The following is a 22,670-nucleotide window of genomic DNA, read 5'->3' as shown; positions in this document are numbered from 1 at the left end:
TTGGTAATAATATTAACCAAATTAGGATAAATAGATAATAAAACTTTTTAGCCTTTTACGGCAGGGCGACCTTATGCGGTAGTCGTTATTTGCTTGAATTTTAGCCAATTTCCATACCACCCATTTGTTGACCTTGTGCTTGCTGCTGTTTTTCATACTTGGCAGCCAGTTCTTCTTGGCTTGATTACTTGCTCTTTTTCTACCGTTTGTTTTTTGCTCATTTCAAATTTGTTTTCGCGCCCGTCAATAAAATCAGTCATTTTGTCGTCCGCATTTTCCACATTATTCAAAATAGCTGCTTGTGTTTTAGCTTCTAATGAGTTCATCATTCCAATCTTTGCCCCACTTCTTGTGTGGCTGGGCAGCTTTCATTTTGATTACTTTTTCGTCCGCATTTTTAAAATGATATTCCTGCATTTTTTGGACAAAATTGTCGCCGGCTTGGTCATTATCTACGGCTAATGCAATCGACTGTATTGTTGACCCCGAGTTTCTCAATTCATTTTCAGTAAAAGCGATCTACTGGGCAGCTACATGGTCTTTTAAGCCGTCCAGGGCGATAAACCTGGTATTGTGGATCCGATCTGGTGCAATCTGATAGTAGGACATAGCATCAATCGGTGCTTCAAAAATTCGGATATTTTCCGGTTTGCCAACATCAAAGCTCCAAACTGAATTAGGAGTAGAATTTTTGTCGATACCCTTGAATGTGCCACGCTTGGGATATTTGTCAAAGTCAATCTTGGTGCCTTGCCTGCTGGCACCCATGATTACCCCCGTAACTGGATTGAGCCTTTTAAAAACAATGTTGCCCATGCGATCTTGATCAAGGCGATCATGTTTGTGTAGCCAGTCAACCAAATCAGGACTGATTTTGCGCTGTTCAGATAGGTATTTTTTAGCAATCGTTAAATCTGGGACAATTTGATCTGCGCGGTAAACATAGGGTACCCGTGTAGTTTGGTACTGCTCGTGGTTAAAGGCCACAAGGTTTGCTTTCTGGGCAATCTCGTGCATTTTATCCATTAAATCGCTGTGCGATAAGTAATCATCTGCATCCTCCAGGATAATATTTTTAGCAAATGCCCAACCGCCCACACCATGTACACCGTCAGAATTTTTAATATAGGCATTTTTGGCTTTAGTAATTACTAAGCTATCATGTTCGACACCGCGTAATTGGTGGCCTTCATCTTTCAAGTCATAACCAACTGCGGCGCATAGATCGGGAATACTGGCGTTATACAGTTGATTTTCCCAACTATTTCGATCAATTTCTTTTTTAGTCATAATTTTTCCTTTCTAAAACAAAAAAGGACGCCTAGTAAAAATTAACTAAGCGTCCTAAATGAACGAATAAATTTTTGAAAATAATATATAATTTTGGTACAATGTTGTATGTAAGACGTACAACTAACTGGAGGGTAATAAATATGACAATGTTTACTGGATTAGTATCGCAAAAAGGACAAGTAGTAATACCGGCTACTATTCGCAAAGCACTTGGATTAGAAAAAGGAACTAAGGTTTCGTTTGAGATCAATAATGATGAAGTAACAATTAAGAAGTTGCCCACAGCATTAGATTGGTCAAATTTGATGAAGCAAATACCTATTGAAGAAGTAGAGTTTGATAAAAATGGTCACTATGATCCTAAAAAGTCACCAAACTTTCATGATTGGATGGTAAATGGTTAATGCAGCCGATGGATATTTATATTGCTGATGTACCATTTGATGAAGGCAATGGTAGTAAGATTAGGCCAGCTTTAGTAACTGAAGTAACAGCTAAAAAAGTTATCGTTCTAAAAATTACTAGCAAATACAACTTAAATTCGGAAAAAATAAAGCAATTTTATTATCCAATTAAGGATTGGCAAGCTGCTGGCTTGAATAAAAAATCGTATGTAGACATTCACCGAGGCTATCATTTACCTGCAGAAAAAGTTTTCGCTAGAAAACCTTTAGGAAAACTAACTGATTTAGACCGAGTGGGTTTATATGATTTTTTCCAAAAACAAATTGAAAAATAATTCTGTAAGGTAGATTGTAGAATGAAGTTGAACACTTTGGTTTATTAAAAAATAAAAAGTCCATTGGACTTCTTTGATAGAATGTAATTACTAACAAAACTTTCTAAAAAGAAGTTACCAATGAACACTTTTCGTCAATTAAATTTTCTATTACGCTTTACTTAGCGCATCGTTTACGGCTTCTTTAAAGGCTCTACTCGTGCTTGATGCCCCAGAAACAGCATCGACATTGGCACATTTAGCATCTTGCACTTCTTGAATTAATTGGCTAATAGCTTGCTCACCGTAATCAGCTGACTCGCTTTCTTTTACAACCTCAACTTTAACGGGGCGCTTTTTCTGATCAACTGTTACTTTCACTGCAATTTCATTACCAATTCCGCTAGTTGAGTGACCAATATATTGGTTAGCACCTACTTCGTATGATTCAGTTACTTGAGATTTTGCAGTGCTAAGTTGCAATGGCACCAATTTATCAGCACGTAAGTCATCTTTTGACTTTGCAGCATTTTCACCTGCAATTTTACCGAAGATTAAGCAATCCGCAAAATCACCCCCACCATTATATTGATTAATATTTACATGTCCTAATTCACCGGCTTCATATAAATGTGGTATAACGCGGCCTGCCGTATCTAAAACTTCCGCTTTTTCATTTCTACGTGCGCCACCCTGGGTGTTAAGCATTGTATGCCGCTTGGCTAACGCATAAAATGGGCCTGACATAGAAATCTTTTCCATAGTTTCTGGATTACGTCCTAATTGATAATCGCATTTTTGCTCAACAAAGAAGTTATAATTCTCAATTGTTTGTTGCAGCACTTGCGAATCAACACCTATCGTGTGAGCTAAATCTGAAATAGTTGCAGACTTAACTGCTGTATTTAATATTGCTTTTTGCAAATTATCATTATCAGCTTGCATAAACTCATCGTATTTCTTTTGATCAAAAATCAAATATGGATGTTGCTGAACCGGCAGAACTCTCCATAAGCCATGATAATAAGTGTGTCCATGACGTGACTTATCATCTTCTGGCAAATATCTGGTACCATCATCACCAACTGAAATTAATGATCCTTTAAACATTTCGGACCAGTTATTAATCTTAAAATATGCTCGCTGACCACCTGGAATAGAAAAACTAGTAGGAGTACCCGGTTCATAGTTATTCATGTGCCAAAGACCTGCACCAACTTCAATAGCCATTTTAATACCGTCACCTTTATTGTAAAGAGTTCCATAAGGTATTAGATTAGTTTCACCGAGATAATCTTGTATCATTCGGTCATTATTTTCAAATCCGCCTAAAGCTAATATGACACCATTATTGGCTTTAATATTAAGAAGTTTATCAGCATACTTAATTTGTACACCAATAATAGTTTTATTTGCTGTTTGTAGTAAGTGTTGTGCTGGTGCTTTGTAAAGTATGTCAATGTGACTTGACCGTGATATTACATTTTTCCGTAAAATTTTCCACAGTGCAGAATCAAATACTTGAGGATGAACTAATAAATCATCACCTGTTTCGCTGCCAGCAAATTCAGGAAATTCAACTGCTTTAAACGGCAAAGTTTTGTCATTTTTAGCATCTAAATTCTTTTTTACGCTATATGGTTCACAGCCTAAATATTTACGAAAGTAATTGGGCAAATCAACCATGCCGTGAATAAATGTATCCAGTACCTTTTCATCCAATTCAAGTGGTGAAGTCATTTGCTGATAATATTTCTTAAGCTTATCAAAATCATCACCTGTTTCAACAATTTGACCAGCATAACGAGTATTACCGCCTTCATGACCTTCTGGTGCACTGTCTATAAGCAAAACTTTAGCATTATTGTCAGCTGAAAATCTTGCAGCAGTTGCGCCAGCTCCACCAAATCCAATTACAATTACATCATAAACGGCGTCCCAAGAATTTTTATCGTAGAACATAATTACGCTCCTTTTTATAAAATAATTTTGACTAAAAATTTCAAATATATTATAGTGTATAATTTCACATATTTAAAGAATAATTCTACTCTTTTGATTAAAAATCAAGATTAATATGGAAGCTAATAGATTTTTATATACAAACTATTATGTGTCTGGGAAAAAACTAGCTTCTTGGACAAAAAAATATAGATCAAGAATTCCTTTTGGGAAAAACTTGCTCTATTTTTTTGAACTCCAAACTTTCTTTAAGTGGTATTACGGAAATTAACAGGAGGCTATGGCCTCTTTTTTGTATTTTTAAAGCAAAATAAAATCCTGTTAATAAGATACCATAAGGTACTCATCAGCAAGATTTATTGTACAGCCTTCTTTTTTCTTTGAAAATTACTTAATTAAACTATTGACTTATTCTTACTTATGGTTTAAATTAGTCAATAATTAAATAATTATGAAACGAGGCAAATGACCTTGTTTTTACTGACTAATTTGTTTTAGTTATGGAGGCACAATAATGAAAGAAAAAGTAGAAAATCTGGATTGGAATAATTTAGGGTTTCAATATCATGACTTACCTTATCGCTATGAGGCGAAATATAAGGATGGCAAATGGGGTGAAGGAAAGTTAATTACTTCTTCAACTATGGAATTATCTGAATGTGCGGAGGTTTTACACTACGGACAAGAAATTTTTGAAGGCCTGAAGGCTTATCGACGTAAGGATGGTAGAATCAATCTGTTTCGTCCGGAACAAAATGCTCACCGCTTTACACTGTCTGCTGGCCGTCTGGCCATGGAACCATTTCCTGAAGATGAGTTTGTTAATGCGGTCAAGCAAGTAGTTGAAGCTAATAAGGAATTTGTGCCTCCTTACGATAGTGGTGCCACTTTGTACATTCGGCCCTTGATGATCGGAACTTCTAAGGTTATTGGCGTGCAGGCAGCAACTGAATATACTTTTCGCGTCTTTGCTACACCGGTAGGCGCCTACGTCAATGGTTTAATTCCTGCAGCTTATCAAGTTAGTGATTATGACCGTGCAGCTTATGCGGGTACCGGCCGTTCAAAGACTTCTGGTAATTATGCCAGCAGTTTATATCCATCGGTTGAGGCGCATAAAGAAGGCTTTGCTGATTGTTTGTATCTTGATCCGCGTGAACACAAGTACATTGATGAATTCGGTGGTGCTAACTTCTACGGTATTACAAAAGATGGTCAGTTTGTCACACCAAAATCTAAGTCAATCTTGGTATCAATTACTAAGCGTTCGCTTTTGGAATTGGCCGAGAAGCAAGGCTTGAATCCGGTTGAAAGAAAGATTACTTTGGAGGAAGCCTTTGACTTTGCTGAAGCTGGGGCCATGGGAACCGCGGCCGTCATTTCTCCGGTTGGTTCAATTACTTATAAGGGCAAGAAGCATGTCATTTACAGCGAAGAAAAACCAGGCCCGATCACAACCAAACTTTATAATGAATTGGTTGCAATTCAGTACGGTGATACCGAAGATAAATATGGTTGGACGCAGACGTTAGAATAAACGACAATAACTTATTTAGAAAACTTCAGAGCTTGAATACAGACTCTGAAGTTTTTTGTTTGCACTAATTTTTTGTAAGCTAAATATTATGCAGAGCATCATTTTTTACCTATAATGGTGAATATTACTTATAAAAAGTAGGGAGGATGTCAAATGAGTAAACCAATTATCGGAATTGCTGGCTCCGAAATTATTGATGATGGAGGAATGTTTCCTGGCTACCGGCGCAGCTATGTTAACGAAGATTACGTAGATTCGGTTGTGCAAAATGGCGGCCTGCCTTTAATAATTCCGTTTACGGAAAATGATGAAGTGATTAAAGCGCAGCTGGAGCATGTTCAGGGCCTGATTTTGTCGGGTGGACATGATGTTGACCCGCATTTGTATGGTGAAGAATTGTTACCAAAAATTGGTAAAACTTGGCCGGCCCGTGATCACTTTGACATGTTGCTGTTAAAGTTGGCTGAAGAAAAAGGACTGCCGGTTTTGGGGATTTGTCGAGGTGCACAAATTATTAATGTTGCTCATGGCGGCAGTTTATATCAAGATGCTTCTTATAGAAAAGAATTAACTTATAAGCATGAACAGGGTCATACGCCAAGCCTGCCGACACACGGGATGCAGGTTAAAGCTGGCAGTAAGTTAGCACAGATTTTAGGTAAGACCGACTTTATGGTTAACTCTTTTCATCATCAACTGATTAAAAAGGTAGCATCAGACTTATCGGCAGTTGCTAAAGCACCCGACGGTGTGGTTGAAGGAATCGAAAATCAGACTGGCACGGTAATTGGTGTTCAATGGCATCCAGAAATGCTGCACCGTAATCCGCAAATGTCATTTATGAATAATCTTTTTAAATTTGTAATTGACAATGCAAAGTAGAAGGGGAAATGTAATTAATGGGTGAGAGTAAAAAAACAGGAGATAAATTAGGATTTTGGTCAATTGTCTTTTTGGCAATTAATTCGATTATTGGCTCCGGCATTTTTTTGACACCGGGAAGTGTAGTTAGTCAGGCCGGCAGCAAAGCAATTTTGGTTTACTTCATTGCTGCCTTGATTGCTGCCGTTTTCGCTGTCTCATTTGCTGCGGCGGCAAAATATGTTACCAAGTCGGGTGCATCCTATGCTTACTCAAAGGCAGCTTTTGGTGACAATGTCGGGTTTTACATGGGCGTTTTGCGCTACTTCTCGGCAAGTGTTGCCTGGGGCGTGATGGCTGTCGGTGTAATTAAATCAACCATCTCAATCTTTGGCGGTGATCCGAATAATATCGTCAGTGTCACAGTTGGTTTCATTGTCCTAATGTTGCTCATCACAATTATTAATTTATTTGGTCAAAAAGTTGTCAAGTATGTCATGAACTTGGCAACAATTGGTAAGTTGGCAGCATTAATCCTAATCATTGTTGCCGGTGTTGTCTTATTAATCACAACTGGAGCTTCGCATAATTTAAATGCGGTTGACCAAATGACGCAGAATGGGCAAAAAATTGTTCCGACTTTGACCACAACCGGTTTTGTCATGGCCATTGTTTCAGCTTTTTATGCTTTCACGGGTTTTGAATCTGTTGCCTCTGGTTCCGGTGATATGGATAGGCCGGAAAAGAATCTGCCAAAAGCAATTCCGCTAGCAATCTTGATCATTGCGGCGATCTATATGGGTGTGATTGCGGTAGCGATGATGCTTGACCCGCGGGCATTGATGACGACGAAGCAGGTGGTCGCAATTGCGGCAATTTTTAAAAATGAAATTTTACGCGATGTTATCCTAGTTGGTGCGCTTATTTCGATGCTGGGGATTAATATTGCTTCCAGCTTTAATGCACCGCGGATTTTGGAAGCAATGGCCAAAGAAAATCAGATGTCAAAAGCTTTGACCAAGCGTACAAAAAACAACTTTCCGATTCGGACTTTCTTTATCTCGGTTGGACTGGCAATTTTAATTCCGATGGCCTTTCAATATGATATGACAAACTTGATTACATTAAGTGCCATGGTCAGATTCTTGGGCTTTATCGTTGTGCCGCTGGCAGTAATCAAGTTTTATCGCGGGACCAACAGGGAAAAAGTGCTGAGTGCACCAAAGAATGTTTGGACTGATGTGGTGATGCCAATCTTGTCGATTATTCTGGTTATTTTCCTATTAATCGAATATAACTGGAAGGTACAATTTGGTGTAGTCGTTAATGGTCAAGTTGTTGGCATTAACTGGTATGCAATTATGATAATGATCTTTGGCTTTATTGTATTGCCGCTTTTAATGTTTTGGCTGTCCAGAGCTGAGCGGAAGAATGGAAAATAGAAAATCAACGATTAAATTTATGAATCGTAATTCTTTCAAAAGTGAAATAATTTAACCATAATAAACCCCCGAAGTTAGTTTTCCTAATTTCGGGGGTTTATATTAACCTGTGTTAATTATTTTCAACCAGGTTGATCTTATTTATTTGTAAGATATTTAGTTACAGCATTAGCTGCATTTCTTCCAGAATAGGCACAATAACCAGCGGCTGAACCACAAACATTTGGTCCATAGGTATCACCTACTAAATTACCAGCTGCATCGACACCAACGGCATATAAACCGGAGATTGGGTCACCGCTTGCTTTAAGAACTCGATTAGACAAGTCAACTTTTAAACCGCCTAAAGTTGTAAATGCACCAACACCTAAGTGAAAGGCATAGAATGGACCCTTTTCGACAGGAACCATGAATGTTGATTGTTTTCCGAAATCGTCATCGATTCCCTTTTTGGCTAAGAAATTATAACGATCAATAGTTTGATTTAAGTTAGATAAGTTGAGTTTTTTAGCTAATTCGTCAATTGTATTTGCTTTAGTAATAAATGGCAACTTTTTTTCAAGTGATTCATCGATTTGATTTTGCAAATCAGCCATTGGTTTATTCTTGTCTTCGTAATAAATTTCGATAATTTTATACATACCGACATTGTTAAGATAATCTACAGCACCTTGATCTAATATACTGTAGACTTTATTTTGAGCTAGTAGAGCATTACCAGATTGGGCAAAGTTATCACTGACTTCTTCATTGACAAAGCGCTCGCCACTTTCGTTTACCCATAATAATGATTGAAGAGCAGCTGCAGTATTCATTTGAGAATACCAATATTTGTATGAAGGAGTAGTTGGGTCATTAATGTATCCATTAAATGCCATTAAAGTTCCCTTTAATTCTTTTTGCGCACCGGCGTTCCAAGCTAATTTAGCTCCATCGCCTGTATTCTTACCAGAATTAATTGGGATAATTTTATCTGCATTACGGTTTGTTTCTGCTTCAAGCATTTCACTATTATTTAGAAAACCACCAGTAGCAATAATTACAGCACGAGTTTTGAGCGTTACCTCGCTTTGATCTGCTTCATTTTTGATAATAACTCCGTTAATAGCACCATTATCATCTTTTAATAGCTTTTGTGCAGAAACTGAACTGATAATTTCTGCACCAGCTTTTTTAACGCTGGGAACTATATTATCGTGAATTTGCTTTTGGCCTTGACCTTCTAAGAGATGCCAGGTTACAAATCCTGATCCTAGTTTGGTAACTTCAGTAAATTTAACGTGTAAATCTTTTTGTAGCCAATCAATTATTTCAGCACTTTGATCAATATACTTTTCCCAAGTTCTTGTATCCGCTTCATAGTGTGAGTATTCTAATTCTTCACTTAAAATATCTTCTTTAGTTAATTTGATTCCTTTTTCTTGCTGAAAAGAAGATCCTACAGCAAATAAGCCTTCGACATAATTGCCGCTCCCACCTAAATTTCTTCCTTTTTCTAGTACAAGAGTCGATAAACCATTTTTGGCACTTTGATAAGCTGTGATTAAGCCTGATAAACCAGCCCCAATTACAACAACATCATAATTCTTATTTATTGGTAAATTCATATATAAACGATCCTTTCATTATTAATTTTTGTATACGCTTACCCAATTAATTATACGTGGTTGGAAATTTGATAACCAAATGAAGATAGATTTTTTAACAAAAATTAAGATTTGTTCGAAAATGTTATGGAAATAATATTTAGTAAATAATCGTTGATACTGCGCCTTGAGTATAATTGAATATGCTGATAAGCTTGTAATTATGATTTAAACAAGAATTATGTATTATCGTTATTTTATTTAACAAAAGTTGGTAAATATTTAACTTATAACAGATAATCTTATTAAATCTGGAAATAAAAACTTTAAAAAAAGGTAATTTTTAGGAATTCATATTTTTTAAAGTTTAGCAATTTGTAGAAAATGTTTCCCTACTTCTTAGCTTTCTGATAGGCCGCAGCGATTTCATTGACCAATTCTTGATCATTCCTTAGACCTGTTGTGGCAACAATCACCTGCTTAAGGTCATCATCCCGCAGCATTTCCTGCAATTTCTGGCTCTCGCTGTCGCCCGGCTCATCAAACAAGTAAATCCTGCCGACCGTTTCAACTAGAGCACTGTAATCAAGGCCGCGTTCCTTCAGTTCCCTGATCGGCCGGATGAACCGTTCATCATAGCCAAGCTTGCGGATTGGCGTTCTGCCCACTCGAGCAATGTCATCCGAAATATACGGATTCTGAAATCTGTGCAGAATCTTTTCGTGGTAATTTTCCAGGCTCTTTTCGGTAAAGATTTCGTGCCATTTGCTGAAAAGAAGCGTCCGTGTTTCACCCAAGACCTTTTTAACCTGCGTCAAAACCTGCGGATCATTAATCGCATCCCCAATTGTTTCGTAGCCCAGGCTCTTGCCGGTATAGGCAACCGTGGCGTGCCCGGTATTGACAGAAAACAATTTTCTTTCAATATACGGTTCCAAATCTTCCGCATAGTCAACGCCCTTAAGCGTGATCGCCTGGTTCTTCATCTGGCTCTTGTCAATGACCCATTCCTTGAAATCTTCAACCGAAACAAAGAGCGGATCATCATGATGCTGAATCGGCACAATCCGGTCAACAGCGGCATTCGGGAAGCCAATATACTGGTCAACTTGAGGTTTGATTGCCTCATCTAAATGACTGTAGACATCTTCCTTCAAGTGCTGCGAGCCGCCAATCATGTTCTCACACGCAATCACGTCCAGCGGCTGTGTATTACCGGCCTTAATTCGCGCGGTCAAGCCTTGAGCAATCAGCGGGGCAATTATCGGTAAAATCTTCGGGCCGATCGCGGTTGTGATCATGTCGGTTGTTTTAATCGCGTCGATCACCTTTTCCGGCTCCTTGCCGTTATTAATCCCGTCAACATCCGTCACGTGGATCCGCTTCTTGCCCGGGGCCGCTAACTCAATCTCATATTCACCGCGCTTATTCAGCTCGCCAATAATCGTCTCATTGACATCAACGAAGTCAACGCCGAAGCCGTTATCATTCAGCGTTTCGCCAATAAAGCCGCGGCCGATATTTCCGGCACCAAAATGTACTGCTCTCATTCTATTTTCCTCCTTAATAATATTATTGCAGTTCTTTTTTAAGATTGTGAATGCTTGCTGTGCCAGCGTCCATCACTTGTTCAACATATTTCTTAAAGTCAGTGGCCGAACTTCTGGCTGTGATAGCTTCAAGCAGCATTCCTAGATTGGTTCCCGTTAAACATTCAAAATCTAAATCTTGCATCGCCGCTATGCTGACATTGGTGGGACTTCCTCCGGGAATATCTGTTAATACTAAGACATTCCCTTCTTTCATTTTTTGGATAATGGAGTTTTTAACTTGCTTTTCAAAATCAGTAATATTATCGCCGGGATTTAACGAATGTACTGTGATATTTTCTGTTTTGCCAACGATCACTTGTGCTGCACTAACTAAGCCCTTAGATAATTTACCATGTGTAACAATAATTAAATTAATCAATGTTGTTTGTTCCTTTCTTAGTTTTCTTTTCTACTGTGTTAGTAGCAAAAAATGTGCCAAAAAAAGTGTATCTAATGATTTAAGGAAAAATGTGTGTCAAAGATTTCCACGACATAGGCTAGTTCTGCATCTGGAATTGAAATAAAGTAGGTATTTTCAACTAATTTGAATGCTTGGCGAATATCTGAGAACAGTTTTGCGTCAGCCGCTTTCAATTCTTTGATGTGTTTGTAAGGCAGCGGATCTTTAATTATTACGCGTTCAATCATGCTGGAACAATGAAAAATAAATTTAATTTGTAATTCATTGCTATCCTCCAGATCATTTTGGGCTGCAAGAATTTCATGTAAAACTTTTTGCAATAAGGCAACAACTTTTTTAGGATCAAGAAACAACAAAAATTGTTCAAGCGATTCAATCATCCGCCGGTCAGAAAAAGACGGAACTGCTTGTGGTTCTTGTTCTACTGTGAAATCTTTTTCGAGTGAATCAGTCAGTTCTTGAAGGTTAGCGTTTGGCAGCATTGACTTTCTGGTTGCTTCCAGCAGCATCGGTGTGCTAATCGGAGAGATATTCATCACCTGATGATGGGTTTTTTCTTGAATTAAATTGGCAAATAACGATAATGATCCCATGTCAGAGAGAATTAAGACACCAGCTCCTTGATCAAGCTTGTCGATGGTAGAAAGCACTTGTTTAAAAATTTTGTCTGTACTTTTATCTAAGGGCAGGTCAATTCCGACGGCATGGGAAGTGTTAAGAAATGAATTTACTACGTTGCACATACTGGAAGCGGTATTGATTCCGTGTGATAATGCCAAAATACCGATGCTGTTATGTGTATCTTCTTTTGACATGTGTAGGAGCATGGTTAAGAAAATCAATTCCCCCTCAGGAATATAAAAATCTAGCAGTTGGTTTAATCGTTTGCGAATTGCCATAGCTAGTTTGTATTCCTGCGGGTATTTTTTTTGCGTGGAATTATCTTTAGAATAATGCGGCACCTGTTTGGAAAACATTTTGTTCCGTAGAGTATTGATATGCAGCATCAAACCTAGGACCGTATTTTTATCAAGACTGACTTGTAATTCTGTTAGTGTGGTCTTAATTGCCAGATAAACGTTATAATCAATAATTTTGGTAATTACCTGTGAATGGTCAAGTTCATCAAAGGTATTAATTTGGTGATAAAAACTACTGGCTTCCTGATAAGCCTCTTTTAAACCGTTATTTTTGTTGGTACCTTTAAACCACTGCGGCTCAGCGAATGACTTGATTGCTTTGTCAGTTAATGAATTAATATCAAATGTATCATTTTCTTGATAATCAATTTTAGTAATTTTTGGTAAACGAGAAATCAAATCCTGCACTAGCATATCAGACGTATTTTTTTCTTCAAAATAGGCTTTGATTGTTTGTTCCGACAGATCATTAAAAGTTAAAGGCAGAGGTTGCAAGCTCTTGCGGCGGTTTTTCATAAATGCCCGCGCACAAGCCAATTTGATTTCTACTTTTAGTTGTCCAAGATTATTAGGCACTTTATGAATTAACAGTGCAGAAATGACCTCTTTGTCAACTAAGATCTGCTGTTTAAGCTGGTGTGATTCTTCTTTAAGAAAAAGATAAATGTAGTCGAGTTTTTCCGAAGGAAAACGATCGTCAACATCAGGCAAGGTGACAGAAACAGGGATCCGCCGAATGAAGGTACGCAATAAATTAGATTTGATGTCTTCGGTCGTAGCCATAATAAACATAATTGGGCCGATTGAGTTTGTTTCAACTTGGCCTAAGCGGCGAAAGACGTGATTGTCCATCACCTGAAAAAGCATTTCCTGCGCTTGCGGCGGTAGCCGGTGAACTTCATCAAGAAATAAGATACCATTTTCGGCTTTTTTGACTAGACCCTCTTGTGTCGATGATGCATCGGTGAAAGCTCCTTTTTCATAACCAAAGAGAAGCGACATCAGTAATTGGGGATTATCAACATAATCGGCACAATCAAATGAAATTAAGGGTGCATTCTTAGCCAGAGTTCCTTCTGTTACGGCGTAATTATAAAGATAATTGACCATTGTGGTTTTTCCAACGCCGGTTGAGCCTGACAGGATAATGTTCATTCCGTGCGGCGGGTAAAGAATGGCCGATTTCAGCTGTTCGACAATTTTTTCGAGGCTGCCCTGAGAACCAATCAAAGAATCAAAAATATCGTTGCTAGGTGTTTGGCTGCTGGGATGAGCAAGCATTTGTTTGATTTGCTCTTTAGAAAAAATATATTCTTTCTGCACGGGTATTTTCGCATGCAGTGGCTTTAATGACAGATATAAAACTGGTTTGCCGCTGATTTTGAGTACTTTTTGTTCGCGGAAAAGGATGTTTAATTCTTTGCTGACGTTTGACCGGGTTATTTTCAATTTTTCAGCAATATAATTTGTGCTGATACCAATTTCTTGTGTTTGCTGAATATTTTCAAGAAGACTTTTAGTTTTTTCTTCAATAAATATGTTTATCCGATCTTTTCTAGAAAAGTTCATGCTGTCTCCTTATTTAATTATATATATTTATAGTGACCGTTTTCAAAATAGATTGTATCAAATTTAATTTAATTCGCAACTTGGATTGATACACTTTTAATACAGTAGGTGTAAATATTTTTTAATATTGTGAAATCGCTTAATCTTAAAAGATTGGCATACTTTTTGCTAAAAGCTAGGTGTAATGAATTTTATTAATTATTAAGGGGGGTTCTAAATATGGCAAATATATCTTTGTTGAGAGTAGATGACCGATTAGTTCATGGACAGGTGGTGACAAAATGGATTCATGAATCCGGTGCTGAAAAAATTATTATTGTTGATGATTATTTGGCCACCAATTCTTATTTAAGTAATGTTTTTAAACTTGCTGCACCTAAAGGAATTGATGTTGCAACCTATTCTTCTGAAAAGTTTGTTGATGAGATTAACGCAAATACTTTTGGTGATACACCATTACTAGTTCTATTTAAAACTATTAAAAATCTAAAGAAAGTATTTGACTTAGGTTTTTCAGTTGAAAGGATTCAAATCGGCGGTATCGGCTCAAATGCAGATAGAAAACTGGTTTATCAAAGCATTGCTTTATCCGAAGAAGAGGCAAAAGACCTGTTAGAAATTCAAAAAAACAATGTTGCGATATTTTTCCAACGTGTACCGGATGAGAAAGAAGCAGATTTATCTGTAATTGTTAAGAAAAATTTTAAGAATTTAATATAATAGGAGGGATTATTTTATGGCCATTCATATGACTATTTTGCAAGCAGTGTTAATTGGATTGTTTTATTGGTTCCGCGGATGTAGATTCGGCTATACCTTTGGTGTTACTACTATCTATTCGCCACTGCCTGCTGCTCTTTGGGTTGGGATAGTTTTAGGTGATATTCCTACTGCTATGAAAGTAGGTGCTGCTCTACAGTTGATTTATTTGGGAATGTTAGTGCCTGGTGGCGCTGCACCTGCAGACCCGACAATTGCTGCTTTAGTCTCTTGCTCTATTGCTGTAGTAGCTAAGACTAATATCAATGCTGCGGTTGCTTTAGCTGTTCCTATCGGATTATTAGGTACGCAAATTAATAATATCGAATATATTATTAACGGCTTTTTGGCAAACTGGACTGATAAAAGTGTAGATAAGGGAGATACAAGGGGAGTCTATTTGACTGCGGTTGTGTATCCGACTTTGTTTAAATTGGTATTGTATGCTGTTCCAATGGCAATAATTCTTTACTTTGGTGCCACACAAATTGGGCACTTAATAAATCTAATTCCGCAAGCTGTTTTGAATGGATTGAATTTATCTGGTGCTGTTTTGCCAGCAGTTGGTTTTGCTGTCATTGTTCAACAAATTGGCAAGAAAAAATTGCTTCCGTATTTTTTGGCAGCTTTCTTCTTGGTTCAATACACGCAAATACCTACTCTTGAAATTGCTTTGATAGGTTTATTCTTAGCATATCTGCATATAACATTTACATCGAAGACAAAGGAGGAATAAATAATATGGAAAATCAAACTTCAACTAATAAAGAAAAAAGTGTCTTAACAAAGGGAGATCTAAATAAGTCTTGGCTTTTATGGTGGCTTTTTGCAGAAACGAACCATTCCTTTGAACGTATGCAAGGTGTTTCGTTTGGACTATCTTTAATGCCCGCATTGAAAAAACTATATACTAAAAAAGAAGATTTTATTTCTTCTCTGAAAATACATATGCAGTTCTTTAATACTAGTGCTAATTGGGGTGCATTGATTCCTGGAATTACACTTGCAATGGAAGAACAAAAATCTAGGGGACTTGAGGTTCCTGATGAGGCGATTATTGGTACAAAAACTGGATTGATGGGAGCCTTAGCAGGTGTTGGTGACACAATTGATTGGGGAATGTGGCTACCAATAATTTTTAGTTTATTTATCCCTGTAGCTAAGCAAGGAAATGGTATTGCCGGTATTTTACCGGTGCTGATTTTTATGGTAGTTACATTGATTGAAAGCTACTTTTTATTCCACTTAGGTTATAAATCCGGGATGGCTTCAGTTGAAAAGGTATTATCTGGCGGCGCTGTTAATAAGTTGATTAATGGGGCCAGTGTTATGGGTCTATTTATGATGGGTGGCTTAGCTGCATCATATGTTAAAGTGACAACTCCTCTTAAAATTGTTACAGGTGTTAAAACATTAGCTGTACAGAAAAACATTTTAGATGCAATTGCTCCTGGGATTTTGCCATTAATAGTTGTTGTCAGTGTTTATTTCTATTTAGATAAAGTTGATAAAAATATTACTAGGGTAATGTTACTATTAATTGTTATTTGTTTAGTTTTAGGTGGCTTTGGAATTTTAAGTTAGGAGAGAAAATGGCTTTAATTCATGTTGATTTTAAATCAGGTGTTTTAGATAAATCTACTTCTTTATATGCGATAACGCCAGAACCAGCTAAATTGTCAGAATGGGATAATTTTCAAATTTTGTATTTGCTTCACGGTGTTGGAGACGATCATACAAAGTGGATACGTCGCAGTAATGTTGAACAATGGGTAAAACCCTATAAGTTAATCGTCGTTAGTGCCCAATTTGAAAAAAGCTTTTATTCTAATATGGTTTATGGAGAAAGGTATTGGGACTTCTTAACTGAAGAACTTCCGCATGTCATTAACCGCTTATTTCCAATATCTAAAGATCGTGTGGATCATTTTGTTGCTGGGCTATCAATGGGAGGATTTGGTGCATTTAAATGGGCACTTAATTATCCCGAAAAGTTTAGTAATGCTGCCAGCTTTTCAGGTGTGTTAGATCTGCAAGATTATTTTCAAGCTTCTGATGAGATGGTTTTACATAAGCTAAATCACAAAAATATAGCTTCATTTCGCAATATCGGACAAGCAGCTATGGGTGAGGATTTAAATTTAAAAGATTCGATTAATGATTTAGCAGGTTTAATAAAAGAAAAATCGCAGCAAGATTTACCTAAGTTATATCAATTCTGCGGGAAACAAGATCCCATCACTAATTTTAATCAGAAATTTAGACAGGTTGTCCAATCTTATCCAAAGATTCAGTATAAATATTTGGAGAGTGATGGCAATCATGATTGGGACTTTTGGGACAAAAGCTTATTTCAATATTTAAAATCCTTGCCACTTAAAAGGATATGATAAATCATGATACATAAAACTATACCAATTACTATTGGTAATAGAGGAAATGGCGCAACTTTGACCACTTATATTTTAGAAAATTTTTCTGAAATTGATAATTCGCGTAAAAGACCTGCGATCTTAATTTGTCCTGGTGGAAGTTATCGTTATATCACTGAGAGAGAGACCGAAGCTGTAGCGATTAAAATGAATAGTTTAGGGTTTCATGCTTTTATATTAAGATATACTGTTACGCGTGGCGCTTTTCCGCAATCTTTGTATGAATTAGCTGCATCAGTTAAAACAGTTAGAGATAATTGTGTAAATTGGATGATAGATCCTAATAAAATTATTGTTGCTGGATTTTCAGCTGGCGGTCATTTGGCTGCAAGCTTAGGAGTTTTTTGGAAAAATCATTTTTTACAAGCGGAATTGAAAGGTAATGCAGACGCATGGAAGCCTAGTGGCTTAATGTTAGGCTATCCCGTGCTAAGTAGTGGACGCTATGCACATTCTAAATCTTTTCGAACATTGCTTGGAGATAATTATGATAAGTATAAGGAAAAGGTTTCCTTGGAAAAACAAGTGAATTCTGCTGTACCACCAACTTTTTTGTGGCACACAGTATCTGATGCACAAGTACCTGTTGAAAATAGTCTGCTTTTTGCTCAAGCCTTGAGTCAGCATGGTATACCATTTGCATTACATATATTTTCTACTGGTCGTCATGGCATTAGCTTAGCTACCTCTGAAACTAGTCATGACAAAATAGATATTAATTCTGAGGTTCAGATTTGGCCTAGTTTATTTGCAACTTGGGTTAATGAACAATTTAATAAGAGTTAAGTTACAAGATAGCGCGTAAACTTTAGCTGCTTGAATAATGTAAATAGAATTTAACTGAAAAAAATAGCCCTAGCAGAAGGAAAATTTCTGTTAAGGCTATTTGTTTTAAGTTGCCTTTTGTATTTTAATTATCAACATTTTTATAGAAATTGATAATTGATTTCATGAAACTTTCGTAAGTTGAATCTTTTAGAATTTTATTTACTTGTGACTGGTCTTTAATAAGATACGAAAGATATTGCCAAATTTTTAAAGCCTTTTGTGTCGAATTGTCTTTATTGATACATATTAAAAATACTATTTTGATTTTTTCGTTTTCGTTCCATACTATTGCCTTTTTTGGTATACCTACGCAAATATAACTTTTTTTAGTTAATTGTTCATCAGGGTGTGGCATAGCAAATTGATTTCCAAAATAAGAATCAACTTTTTTTCATGTATAAGAACAGACTTAATTAATTGATTATTTGTTGGACAAATTTTTTCTACTTTTGCGCATAAAATTTTTAAGAGCTCATCTTTGTTTTTTACATTACCACAGAAGAATAGACTTGGATCAAAAAAGTTTAAAATTTCTTCTGCTTTTACATTTTTAGTTAAAGCGCTCTTAATTTTAAGACGATCGTTTTCTGTTGGAAATAAGTCTATTAAGATGACATTCGGATGTTGTTGAACGAATTTAGTTTCTGTCGATAAAACAAGAGAATATTTGCTTGCTAAATCTTTGTTATATTTAAAAATATTTAAAAAATCAATTGTTAGAGTGTTGTTAAACCATTGCTGCAATTGCATCTGAATCAAAAAATTATTGCTTCTTCGGTGTTGGCTTCGTTGATGTCAATGAGACCATTATTGGCGAGCTGAATAAGCGCGGTGAATATGAGATTGAGTTAGCGGCGCCGGGCAAGAAGCAGATCCACGTGACGAACGTTGACGGGATTAATAACGGCAAGGAGCCGGAAAAGGTGATCAACGCGATTAAAACAACCGACATGATCACAACTGCTGGATGTGATTGCGTGTGAGAACATGATCGGCGGCTCGCAGCACTTAAAGGAAGATGTCTACAGTCATTTAGATGAAGAAATCAAACCTAAAGTTGACCAGTATATTGGTTTCCCGAATGCCGCTGTTGGCCGGATTGTGCCGATTCAGCATCATGATGATCCGCTCTTTGTTTCGGTTGAAGATTTCAAGGAATGGGTCATTGACAAGAGCCAGATGAAAAATCAAGCGATCATGCTTAAAGGTGTTGCTTATGCGGAAGATTTGGAACCGTATATTGAAAGAAAATTGTTTTCTGTCAATACTGGGCACGCCACGGTTGCCTATACCGGCAAGAACCTAGGTTACAAAACAATTGGGGATGCGATTAAGGATCCGCAGGTTTTGACGCAGGTTAAAAAGGTCTTGAGTGAAACACGGGCGCTTCTTTTCAGTAAGTGGCACGAAATCTTTACGGAAAAGAGCCTGGAAGATTACCACGAAAAGATTCTGCACAGATTTCAGAATCCGTATATTTCGGATGACATTGCTCGGGTGGGCAGGACACCAATCCGCAAGCTTGGCTACGATGAACGGTTCATCCGGCCGATCAGGGAGCTGAAAGAACGCGACCTTGATTACAGTGCTTTGGTTGAAACTGTCGGCAGGATTTATTTGTTTGATGAGCCAAGTGACAGCGAGAGTCAGAAATTGCAGGAGATGCTGCGGGATAAGGACCTAAATCAGGTGATTGTTGCCACGACAGGTCTAAAAGATGATCAAGAATTGGTCAATGAAATCGCTGTGGCTTATCAGAAAGCTAAGAAGTAAAGAAAATATTTTTAAGTTAATATATGAAAAAGTCTATCATTGTAAGTTGTTAAAAACTTGTAATGATAGACTTTTCTAGTTTTTGAGATAAAGAAAATACTTTAAGCGCAATTGCCTTATTTCTCATCAACAGAATTTCTTATAGCATGTCAAGTATTAATTTGACATTCAGCCTAAAAAACAGGTAAAAATTTTTCTTCATCTGTTTTAGTTAGAGAATATTTTAAAATTATTTCAAATAGGCGCGTGTGTAATCATCCTCACCGACTGGATGCCGCAGCACGCCTTTTAATTTAGGATTGACTAAGTGGCTTTCGACCATTTGGTAAAGCGGAATTACCGGCATTGTTTGGTTTAAATGCTGTTGCAATTGCCGCATCTTTTGCCAATAAACCTTAGAGGAGCTGGTCAAACTGGCTGCTTGGTATTCTTCATCGAATTCCTTGTCCTTATATTGACCGTAATTTTGGGGATTAGTGCTAGTTAAAATACCCATGAAACTGATAGGGTCAGAGAAGTCTGCCAGCCACAGTGTCTGTCCGAGGTCAAACTTGCCGGCATGGGATTCGCTGGAACTTGTTTTTTCGGGAACATTGCGGATGGTCACTTTAACTTTAGGCAGGTTCTTTTCCAAGGCATCTTGCAGGAATTGAGCAACGTTTTTGGTAATTGTTTGGTCATCGCCTAGAATTTCTAGGTTAACCGTTTTGGTTAGGTGGCTTTCAGCACATCCACTTCGCCAAAGCTTCTTTGCCTTAGCAACATTGTAAATTTCTTTAGGCATTGTTTCGGTGGCAAAATCTTTCTTAGTGGTTGGATCGACGGCTAGGTCTTTGGAAGTGTAAGTATAAGCGGGCAGGGAACCATCGGCCAAGATGTTTTTGGTTAATGCTTTGCGGTCTAATAATAGGTTGATTGCCTGGCGCATTTTGTTGTTTGTTAATGGTCGACCACCGCGCAGGTTGACCCGCAGATAATAGTTGCCGGCTTTACGTTCATGAACCAAGTTTTTGGCACCCTGCAGTTCTTTGGCGGTTACGCCAGTGATCGTTGCATCGTCCAATTTATTCTGCTCAAATAATTCGTGCGCCGTGTTTGCATCCTTAACGACCAGATACTTCAGGGAAGCTAGGTGAATCTGCTTTTTGGCGTAATAATACTTATTGGGCTTCAAGACCCAGCTGTCATTGGTGCCATCCCACTGTGTAACTTTAAACGGCCCGTTGTAATAAAAATATTGCGATTTGGTGCCAAAACGGGACTTGAACTTCTTTAGTGCAGTTCGGTTCTCTGGGAAGAAGGCGGGCATGACCATCATTTTGTTGAAATACGGCATTGGGTGTTCCAGTTGAACTTGAAGCGTGTTTGCATCTAGAGCTTTGACACCTAATTGGCTTACTGGCTTTTTTCCGCTGGTGATATCATTGGCGTTTTCGATTCCGGAGAAAATGTAGTTATAGCCTGACTTGGAATCGGGTGAAACGGACCGCCGCCAAGATGTAACGAAATCTTGTGCAGTCACGCTTTCGCCATCGCTCCACTTCGCGTTTTTACGTAAATGAAAGGTATAAGTAAGCCCATTGTGGGTCGGCTTAACCACTTTTGTTGCCATTGCTGGCGCTGGTTGATTTTTGCCGTCTGACTTGTATAAGCCTTCCATTGAATTTTCCAGTGTGTTCCAGGTGGTTAAATCGGCATGTTCAGAAACATCTAAGGACAATAGGTCACTGGTTTGCATTAATGTGATGTGCTGACCTGCGTTATTGCTGCTGGTTGTTTTGCTTTGATTACTGCCGCAACCAGCTAGAAAAACCAGTGCTAGGCTGGAAACTAACGGCAAGAATAATTTATGTTTCATAATGTAATTTCTCCTTAAAATCGTCCAGTTTGAACATCAGTTAAAAATTCGCCTAGGGTTTGGAAAAAGGCCTGAGGATTATCAACGCTGTGGCAGTGCCCGCCATCTGGTGTTAAGACAAAGCGTGAATGCTTGATTTCTTTGTGCATCCGTTCAGCTGCATCTAGCGGCATAGTATCGTGATCACCAAAAGTTAAAAGGGTCTTGTTGGTAATCTTGTGCGTGTCCGCGCGGCGGTCCCAATCTTTTAGGATGCCTGTCATGACAAACTCATTGTTGCCCTGGAAGTAGTTGTAGACAGGGGTGGCATTGGTTGAAACAGTATGACGGCCTGAATTTTCGGGGTGACGCATAACATAAACTTTATAAAGTTTAACGACCAGTTCGTTGTATTTGGGATCGTCGAACCGTTCCTGCTCTTCAACTTCTTTCATGTAATCAACTTCGAATTTGGAAAACATCTCGTCGCGCAGACGGTTGATATTGGTGATATATTCGGGAATGTTGTCGACCATGCTCATGATAATCAATCCTTTGAGATGGCTGCCGTATTTCAAGGCATATTCTTGTGCCAATAAACCGCCCCACGAATGGCCCAATAGGTAAAAATTGTCGAGTCCCAACTTTTGCCGTACTTCTTCTAATTCGGATAAGTAGTAATCAATTGTGAGGTACTTTTTGTTAGCGGGATCAGAGAAGTCCGGCTGGTCGGAATAAAAAGATCCTAATTGGTCATACATGGAGACCTGAACGTGATAATTGGCTAATTCTTCGCCAAAATTTTCAAATTCCTCGTGATTACTGCCGGGGCCGCCGTGCACGCATAATAATTTGATATCGCCTTCTCCCACAGTCCGGGTAAATAAGTGAAATCCATTGTCTAAAGTTAAAATTTTGCTTCCTGTTGTCATTTTTCTGTTCTCCTTTTTATTTTTTGATAATAAAAAAGCGCCCCTATTTAAGAATTAATCTTAAATAAGGGTGCGATCGGCGCTGTACCACCTGTTTTTTGCTTTTATAAAAAAGCCTCTTTTCACAAACAGCAATTAACTTGCGATTTGCTGCGAGGATAACGGGTGCATGCCGGCAATGCTTACTATTTTTCAGCTTGCAGCTTAA

Annotated in this window: 22 protein-coding genes and 1 pseudogene; 11 read left to right on the top strand and 12 right to left on the bottom strand. The window is 37.8% G+C overall.

The genetic code is table 11. The features are described from left to right. Positions 1–152 precede the first annotated feature (152 nt). The 3 genes from PT285_RS10195 to PT285_RS10185 are packed head-to-tail and all read right to left on the bottom strand — an operon-like array spanning position 153 to position 1,290. Positions 153–329 (bottom strand): hypothetical protein, encoded by a 177-nt coding sequence (locus PT285_RS10195; RefSeq protein ID WP_277150262.1) that lies wholly within the window; start codon positions 327–329, stop codon positions 153–155. Further along, a complete protein-coding gene (locus PT285_RS10190; RefSeq protein ID WP_277150259.1) occupies positions 307–498 on the bottom strand; it encodes a toprim domain-containing protein in 192 nt (63 codons plus the stop codon). Before PT285_RS10190 ends, PT285_RS10195 begins: the two co-directional genes overlap by 23 nt. Positions 499–519: 21 nt before the next feature. Beyond that, the gene (locus tag PT285_RS10185; protein ID WP_277150258.1) at positions 520–1,290 is read right to left on the bottom strand and encodes a DUF3991 domain-containing protein; all 771 of its coding nucleotides are present in this window, start codon (positions 1,288–1,290) and stop codon (positions 520–522) included. 143 nt (positions 1,291–1,433) lie between these two features. Between PT285_RS10185 and PT285_RS10180 the strand changes: the two genes are divergently transcribed. Together PT285_RS10180 and PT285_RS10175 are read left to right on the top strand one after the other, a co-directional pair. Beyond that, positions 1,434–1,697 (top strand): AbrB/MazE/SpoVT family DNA-binding domain-containing protein, encoded by a 264-nt coding sequence (locus tag PT285_RS10180; RefSeq protein WP_277150256.1) that lies wholly within the window; start codon positions 1,434–1,436, stop codon positions 1,695–1,697. Then, positions 1,697–2,032, top strand: coding sequence for a type II toxin-antitoxin system PemK/MazF family toxin (locus PT285_RS10175; protein ID WP_277150254.1), 336 nt, complete (start codon positions 1,697–1,699; stop codon positions 2,030–2,032). Before PT285_RS10180 ends, PT285_RS10175 begins: the two co-directional genes overlap by 1 nt. 150 nt (positions 2,033–2,182) lie before the next feature. Here PT285_RS10175 and PT285_RS10170 read toward each other — a convergent pair whose 3' ends face one another. Further along, positions 2,183–3,973 (bottom strand): FAD-binding protein, encoded by a 1,791-nt coding sequence (locus tag PT285_RS10170; protein ID WP_277150252.1) that lies wholly within the window; start codon positions 3,971–3,973, stop codon positions 2,183–2,185. Positions 3,974–4,487: 514 nt separating this feature from the next. On the opposite strand from PT285_RS10170, the gene PT285_RS10165 reads away from it, so the two are divergent. From PT285_RS10165 to PT285_RS10155, 3 genes are all read left to right on the top strand, one after another. Beyond that, positions 4,488–5,510: a branched-chain amino acid aminotransferase gene (locus PT285_RS10165; protein WP_280928001.1), complete on the top strand. Its 1,023-nt coding sequence runs from the start codon at positions 4,488–4,490 to the stop codon at positions 5,508–5,510. 153 nt (positions 5,511–5,663) lie between these two features. Next, the gene (locus tag PT285_RS10160) at positions 5,664–6,392 is read left to right on the top strand and encodes a gamma-glutamyl-gamma-aminobutyrate hydrolase family protein (protein WP_277150250.1); all 729 of its coding nucleotides are present in this window, start codon (positions 5,664–5,666) and stop codon (positions 6,390–6,392) included. A gap of 17 nt (positions 6,393–6,409) precedes the next feature. Then, complete coding sequence (locus PT285_RS10155; RefSeq protein ID WP_277150249.1) at positions 6,410–7,813, top strand: APC family permease; 1,404 nt, start codon at positions 6,410–6,412, stop codon at positions 7,811–7,813. A gap of 137 nt (positions 7,814–7,950) precedes the next feature. Here the strand turns inward: PT285_RS10155 and PT285_RS10150 are convergent, their stop codons facing one another. From PT285_RS10150 to PT285_RS10135, 4 genes are all read right to left on the bottom strand, one after another. Further along, a complete protein-coding gene (locus tag PT285_RS10150; RefSeq protein WP_277150247.1) occupies positions 7,951–9,420 on the bottom strand; it encodes an FAD-dependent oxidoreductase in 1,470 nt (489 codons plus the stop codon). Positions 9,421–9,791: 371 nt separating this feature from the next. After that, positions 9,792–10,949, bottom strand: a complete 1,158-nt coding sequence (locus PT285_RS10145; protein WP_277150245.1) for a mannitol-1-phosphate 5-dehydrogenase — start codon at positions 10,947–10,949, stop codon at positions 9,792–9,794. Between the two features lie 22 nt (positions 10,950–10,971). Further along, on the bottom strand, positions 10,972–11,370 hold the full coding sequence (locus tag PT285_RS10140; protein WP_277150243.1) for a PTS sugar transporter subunit IIA: 399 nt from the start codon (positions 11,368–11,370) through the stop codon (positions 10,972–10,974). Positions 11,371–11,441: 71 nt separating this feature from the next. Beyond that, positions 11,442–13,901 (bottom strand): sigma 54-interacting transcriptional regulator, encoded by a 2,460-nt coding sequence (locus tag PT285_RS10135; RefSeq protein WP_277150241.1) that lies wholly within the window; start codon positions 13,899–13,901, stop codon positions 11,442–11,444. A gap of 219 nt (positions 13,902–14,120) precedes the next feature. Between PT285_RS10135 and PT285_RS10130 the strand changes: the two genes are divergently transcribed. The 5 genes from PT285_RS10130 to PT285_RS10110 are packed head-to-tail and all read left to right on the top strand — an operon-like array spanning position 14,121 to position 17,878. Further along, complete coding sequence (locus PT285_RS10130) at positions 14,121–14,621, top strand: PTS sugar transporter subunit IIB (RefSeq protein WP_277150239.1); 501 nt, start codon at positions 14,121–14,123, stop codon at positions 14,619–14,621. 16 nt (positions 14,622–14,637) lie between these two features. Next, entirely contained in the window at positions 14,638–15,396 is a 759-nt protein-coding gene (locus tag PT285_RS10125) for a PTS sugar transporter subunit IIC (RefSeq protein WP_277150237.1), read from the top strand. Positions 15,397–15,401: 5 nt separating this feature from the next. Then, positions 15,402–16,244 (top strand): PTS system mannose/fructose/sorbose family transporter subunit IID, encoded by an 843-nt coding sequence (locus PT285_RS10120; RefSeq protein ID WP_277150236.1) that lies wholly within the window; start codon positions 15,402–15,404, stop codon positions 16,242–16,244. 8 nt (positions 16,245–16,252) lie between these two features. After that, on the top strand, positions 16,253–17,050 hold the full coding sequence (locus PT285_RS10115) for an alpha/beta hydrolase family protein (protein ID WP_277150233.1): 798 nt from the start codon (positions 16,253–16,255) through the stop codon (positions 17,048–17,050). A gap of 6 nt (positions 17,051–17,056) precedes the next feature. Beyond that, positions 17,057–17,878 carry an alpha/beta hydrolase gene (locus PT285_RS10110; protein ID WP_277150231.1) on the top strand — a complete coding sequence of 274 codons (822 nt, stop codon included), beginning with the start codon at positions 17,057–17,059 and terminating at the stop codon, positions 17,876–17,878. 124 nt (positions 17,879–18,002) lie between these two features. On the opposite strand, the gene PT285_RS11485 is transcribed toward PT285_RS10110, so the two are convergent. Both PT285_RS11485 and PT285_RS10105 read right to left on the bottom strand, forming a co-directional pair. Further along, positions 18,003–18,275, bottom strand: coding sequence for a PTS sugar transporter subunit IIA (locus tag PT285_RS11485; protein ID WP_374211477.1), 273 nt, complete (start codon positions 18,273–18,275; stop codon positions 18,003–18,005). Further along, positions 18,251–18,679 carry a hypothetical protein gene (locus PT285_RS10105; RefSeq protein WP_277150229.1) on the bottom strand — a complete coding sequence of 143 codons (429 nt, stop codon included), beginning with the start codon at positions 18,677–18,679 and terminating at the stop codon, positions 18,251–18,253. Before PT285_RS10105 ends, PT285_RS11485 begins: the two co-directional genes overlap by 25 nt. A gap of 14 nt (positions 18,680–18,693) precedes the next feature. Between PT285_RS10105 and PT285_RS10100 the strand changes: the two are divergent. Beyond that, positions 18,694–19,693 (top strand): annotated as a pseudogene (locus tag PT285_RS10100) (mannitol-1-phosphate 5-dehydrogenase); the annotation flags it as partial. Between the two features lie 229 nt (positions 19,694–19,922). On the opposite strand, the gene PT285_RS10095 reads toward PT285_RS10100, so the two are convergent. Both PT285_RS10095 and PT285_RS10090 read right to left on the bottom strand, forming a co-directional pair. Further along, on the bottom strand, positions 19,923–21,551 hold the full coding sequence (locus PT285_RS10095; protein WP_277150228.1) for a peptide ABC transporter substrate-binding protein: 1,629 nt from the start codon (positions 21,549–21,551) through the stop codon (positions 19,923–19,925). A gap of 14 nt (positions 21,552–21,565) precedes the next feature. Next, the gene (locus PT285_RS10090; RefSeq protein WP_277150226.1) at positions 21,566–22,462 is read right to left on the bottom strand and encodes a proline iminopeptidase-family hydrolase; all 897 of its coding nucleotides are present in this window, start codon (positions 22,460–22,462) and stop codon (positions 21,566–21,568) included. Between the last annotated feature and the right edge of the window lie 208 nt (positions 22,463–22,670).

Source organism: Lactobacillus sp. ESL0791, from assembly GCF_029433255.1.
GTDB lineage: Bacteria > Bacillota > Bacilli > Lactobacillales > Lactobacillaceae > Lactobacillus.
Note: the sequence above shows the minus strand (reverse complement) of the source record. Positions and strands in the feature narration are given on the sequence as shown.

Excerpts from the sequence above, each read along its gene's own strand:
- PT285_RS10195 (WP_277150262.1), bottom strand. The coding sequence starts at position 329 with ATGATGAACTCATTAGAAGCTAAAACACAAGCAGCTATTTTGAATAAT.
- PT285_RS10185 (WP_277150258.1), bottom strand. The coding sequence starts at position 1,290 with ATGACTAAAAAAGAAATTGATCGAAATAGTTGGGAAAATCAACTGTAT.
- PT285_RS10180 (WP_277150256.1), top strand. The coding sequence starts at position 1,434 with ATGACAATGTTTACTGGATTAGTATCGCAAAAAGGACAAGTAGTAATA.
- PT285_RS10175 (WP_277150254.1), top strand. The coding sequence starts at position 1,697 with ATGCAGCCGATGGATATTTATATTGCTGATGTACCATTTGATGAAGGC.
- PT285_RS10170 (WP_277150252.1), bottom strand. The coding sequence starts at position 3,973 with ATGTTCTACGATAAAAATTCTTGGGACGCCGTTTATGATGTAATTGTA.
- PT285_RS10165 (WP_280928001.1), top strand. The coding sequence starts at position 4,488 with ATGAAAGAAAAAGTAGAAAATCTGGATTGGAATAATTTAGGGTTTCAA.
- PT285_RS10160 (WP_277150250.1), top strand. The coding sequence starts at position 5,664 with ATGAGTAAACCAATTATCGGAATTGCTGGCTCCGAAATTATTGATGAT.
- PT285_RS10155 (WP_277150249.1), top strand. The coding sequence starts at position 6,410 with ATGGGTGAGAGTAAAAAAACAGGAGATAAATTAGGATTTTGGTCAATT.
- PT285_RS10150 (WP_277150247.1), bottom strand. The coding sequence starts at position 9,420 with ATGAATTTACCAATAAATAAGAATTATGATGTTGTTGTAATTGGGGCT.
- PT285_RS10145 (WP_277150245.1), bottom strand. The coding sequence starts at position 10,949 with ATGAGAGCAGTACATTTTGGTGCCGGAAATATCGGCCGCGGCTTTATT.
- PT285_RS10135 (WP_277150241.1), bottom strand. The coding sequence starts at position 13,901 with ATGAACTTTTCTAGAAAAGATCGGATAAACATATTTATTGAAGAAAAA.
- PT285_RS10130 (WP_277150239.1), top strand. The coding sequence starts at position 14,121 with ATGGCAAATATATCTTTGTTGAGAGTAGATGACCGATTAGTTCATGGA.
- PT285_RS10125 (WP_277150237.1), top strand. The coding sequence starts at position 14,638 with ATGGCCATTCATATGACTATTTTGCAAGCAGTGTTAATTGGATTGTTT.
- PT285_RS10120 (WP_277150236.1), top strand. The coding sequence starts at position 15,402 with ATGGAAAATCAAACTTCAACTAATAAAGAAAAAAGTGTCTTAACAAAG.
- PT285_RS10115 (WP_277150233.1), top strand. The coding sequence starts at position 16,253 with ATGGCTTTAATTCATGTTGATTTTAAATCAGGTGTTTTAGATAAATCT.
- PT285_RS10110 (WP_277150231.1), top strand. The coding sequence starts at position 17,057 with ATGATACATAAAACTATACCAATTACTATTGGTAATAGAGGAAATGGC.
- PT285_RS11485 (WP_374211477.1), bottom strand. The coding sequence starts at position 18,275 with ATGCCACACCCTGATGAACAATTAACTAAAAAAAGTTATATTTGCGTA.
- PT285_RS10095 (WP_277150228.1), bottom strand. The coding sequence starts at position 21,551 with ATGAAACATAAATTATTCTTGCCGTTAGTTTCCAGCCTAGCACTGGTT.
- PT285_RS10090 (WP_277150226.1), bottom strand. The coding sequence starts at position 22,462 with ATGACAACAGGAAGCAAAATTTTAACTTTAGACAATGGATTTCACTTA.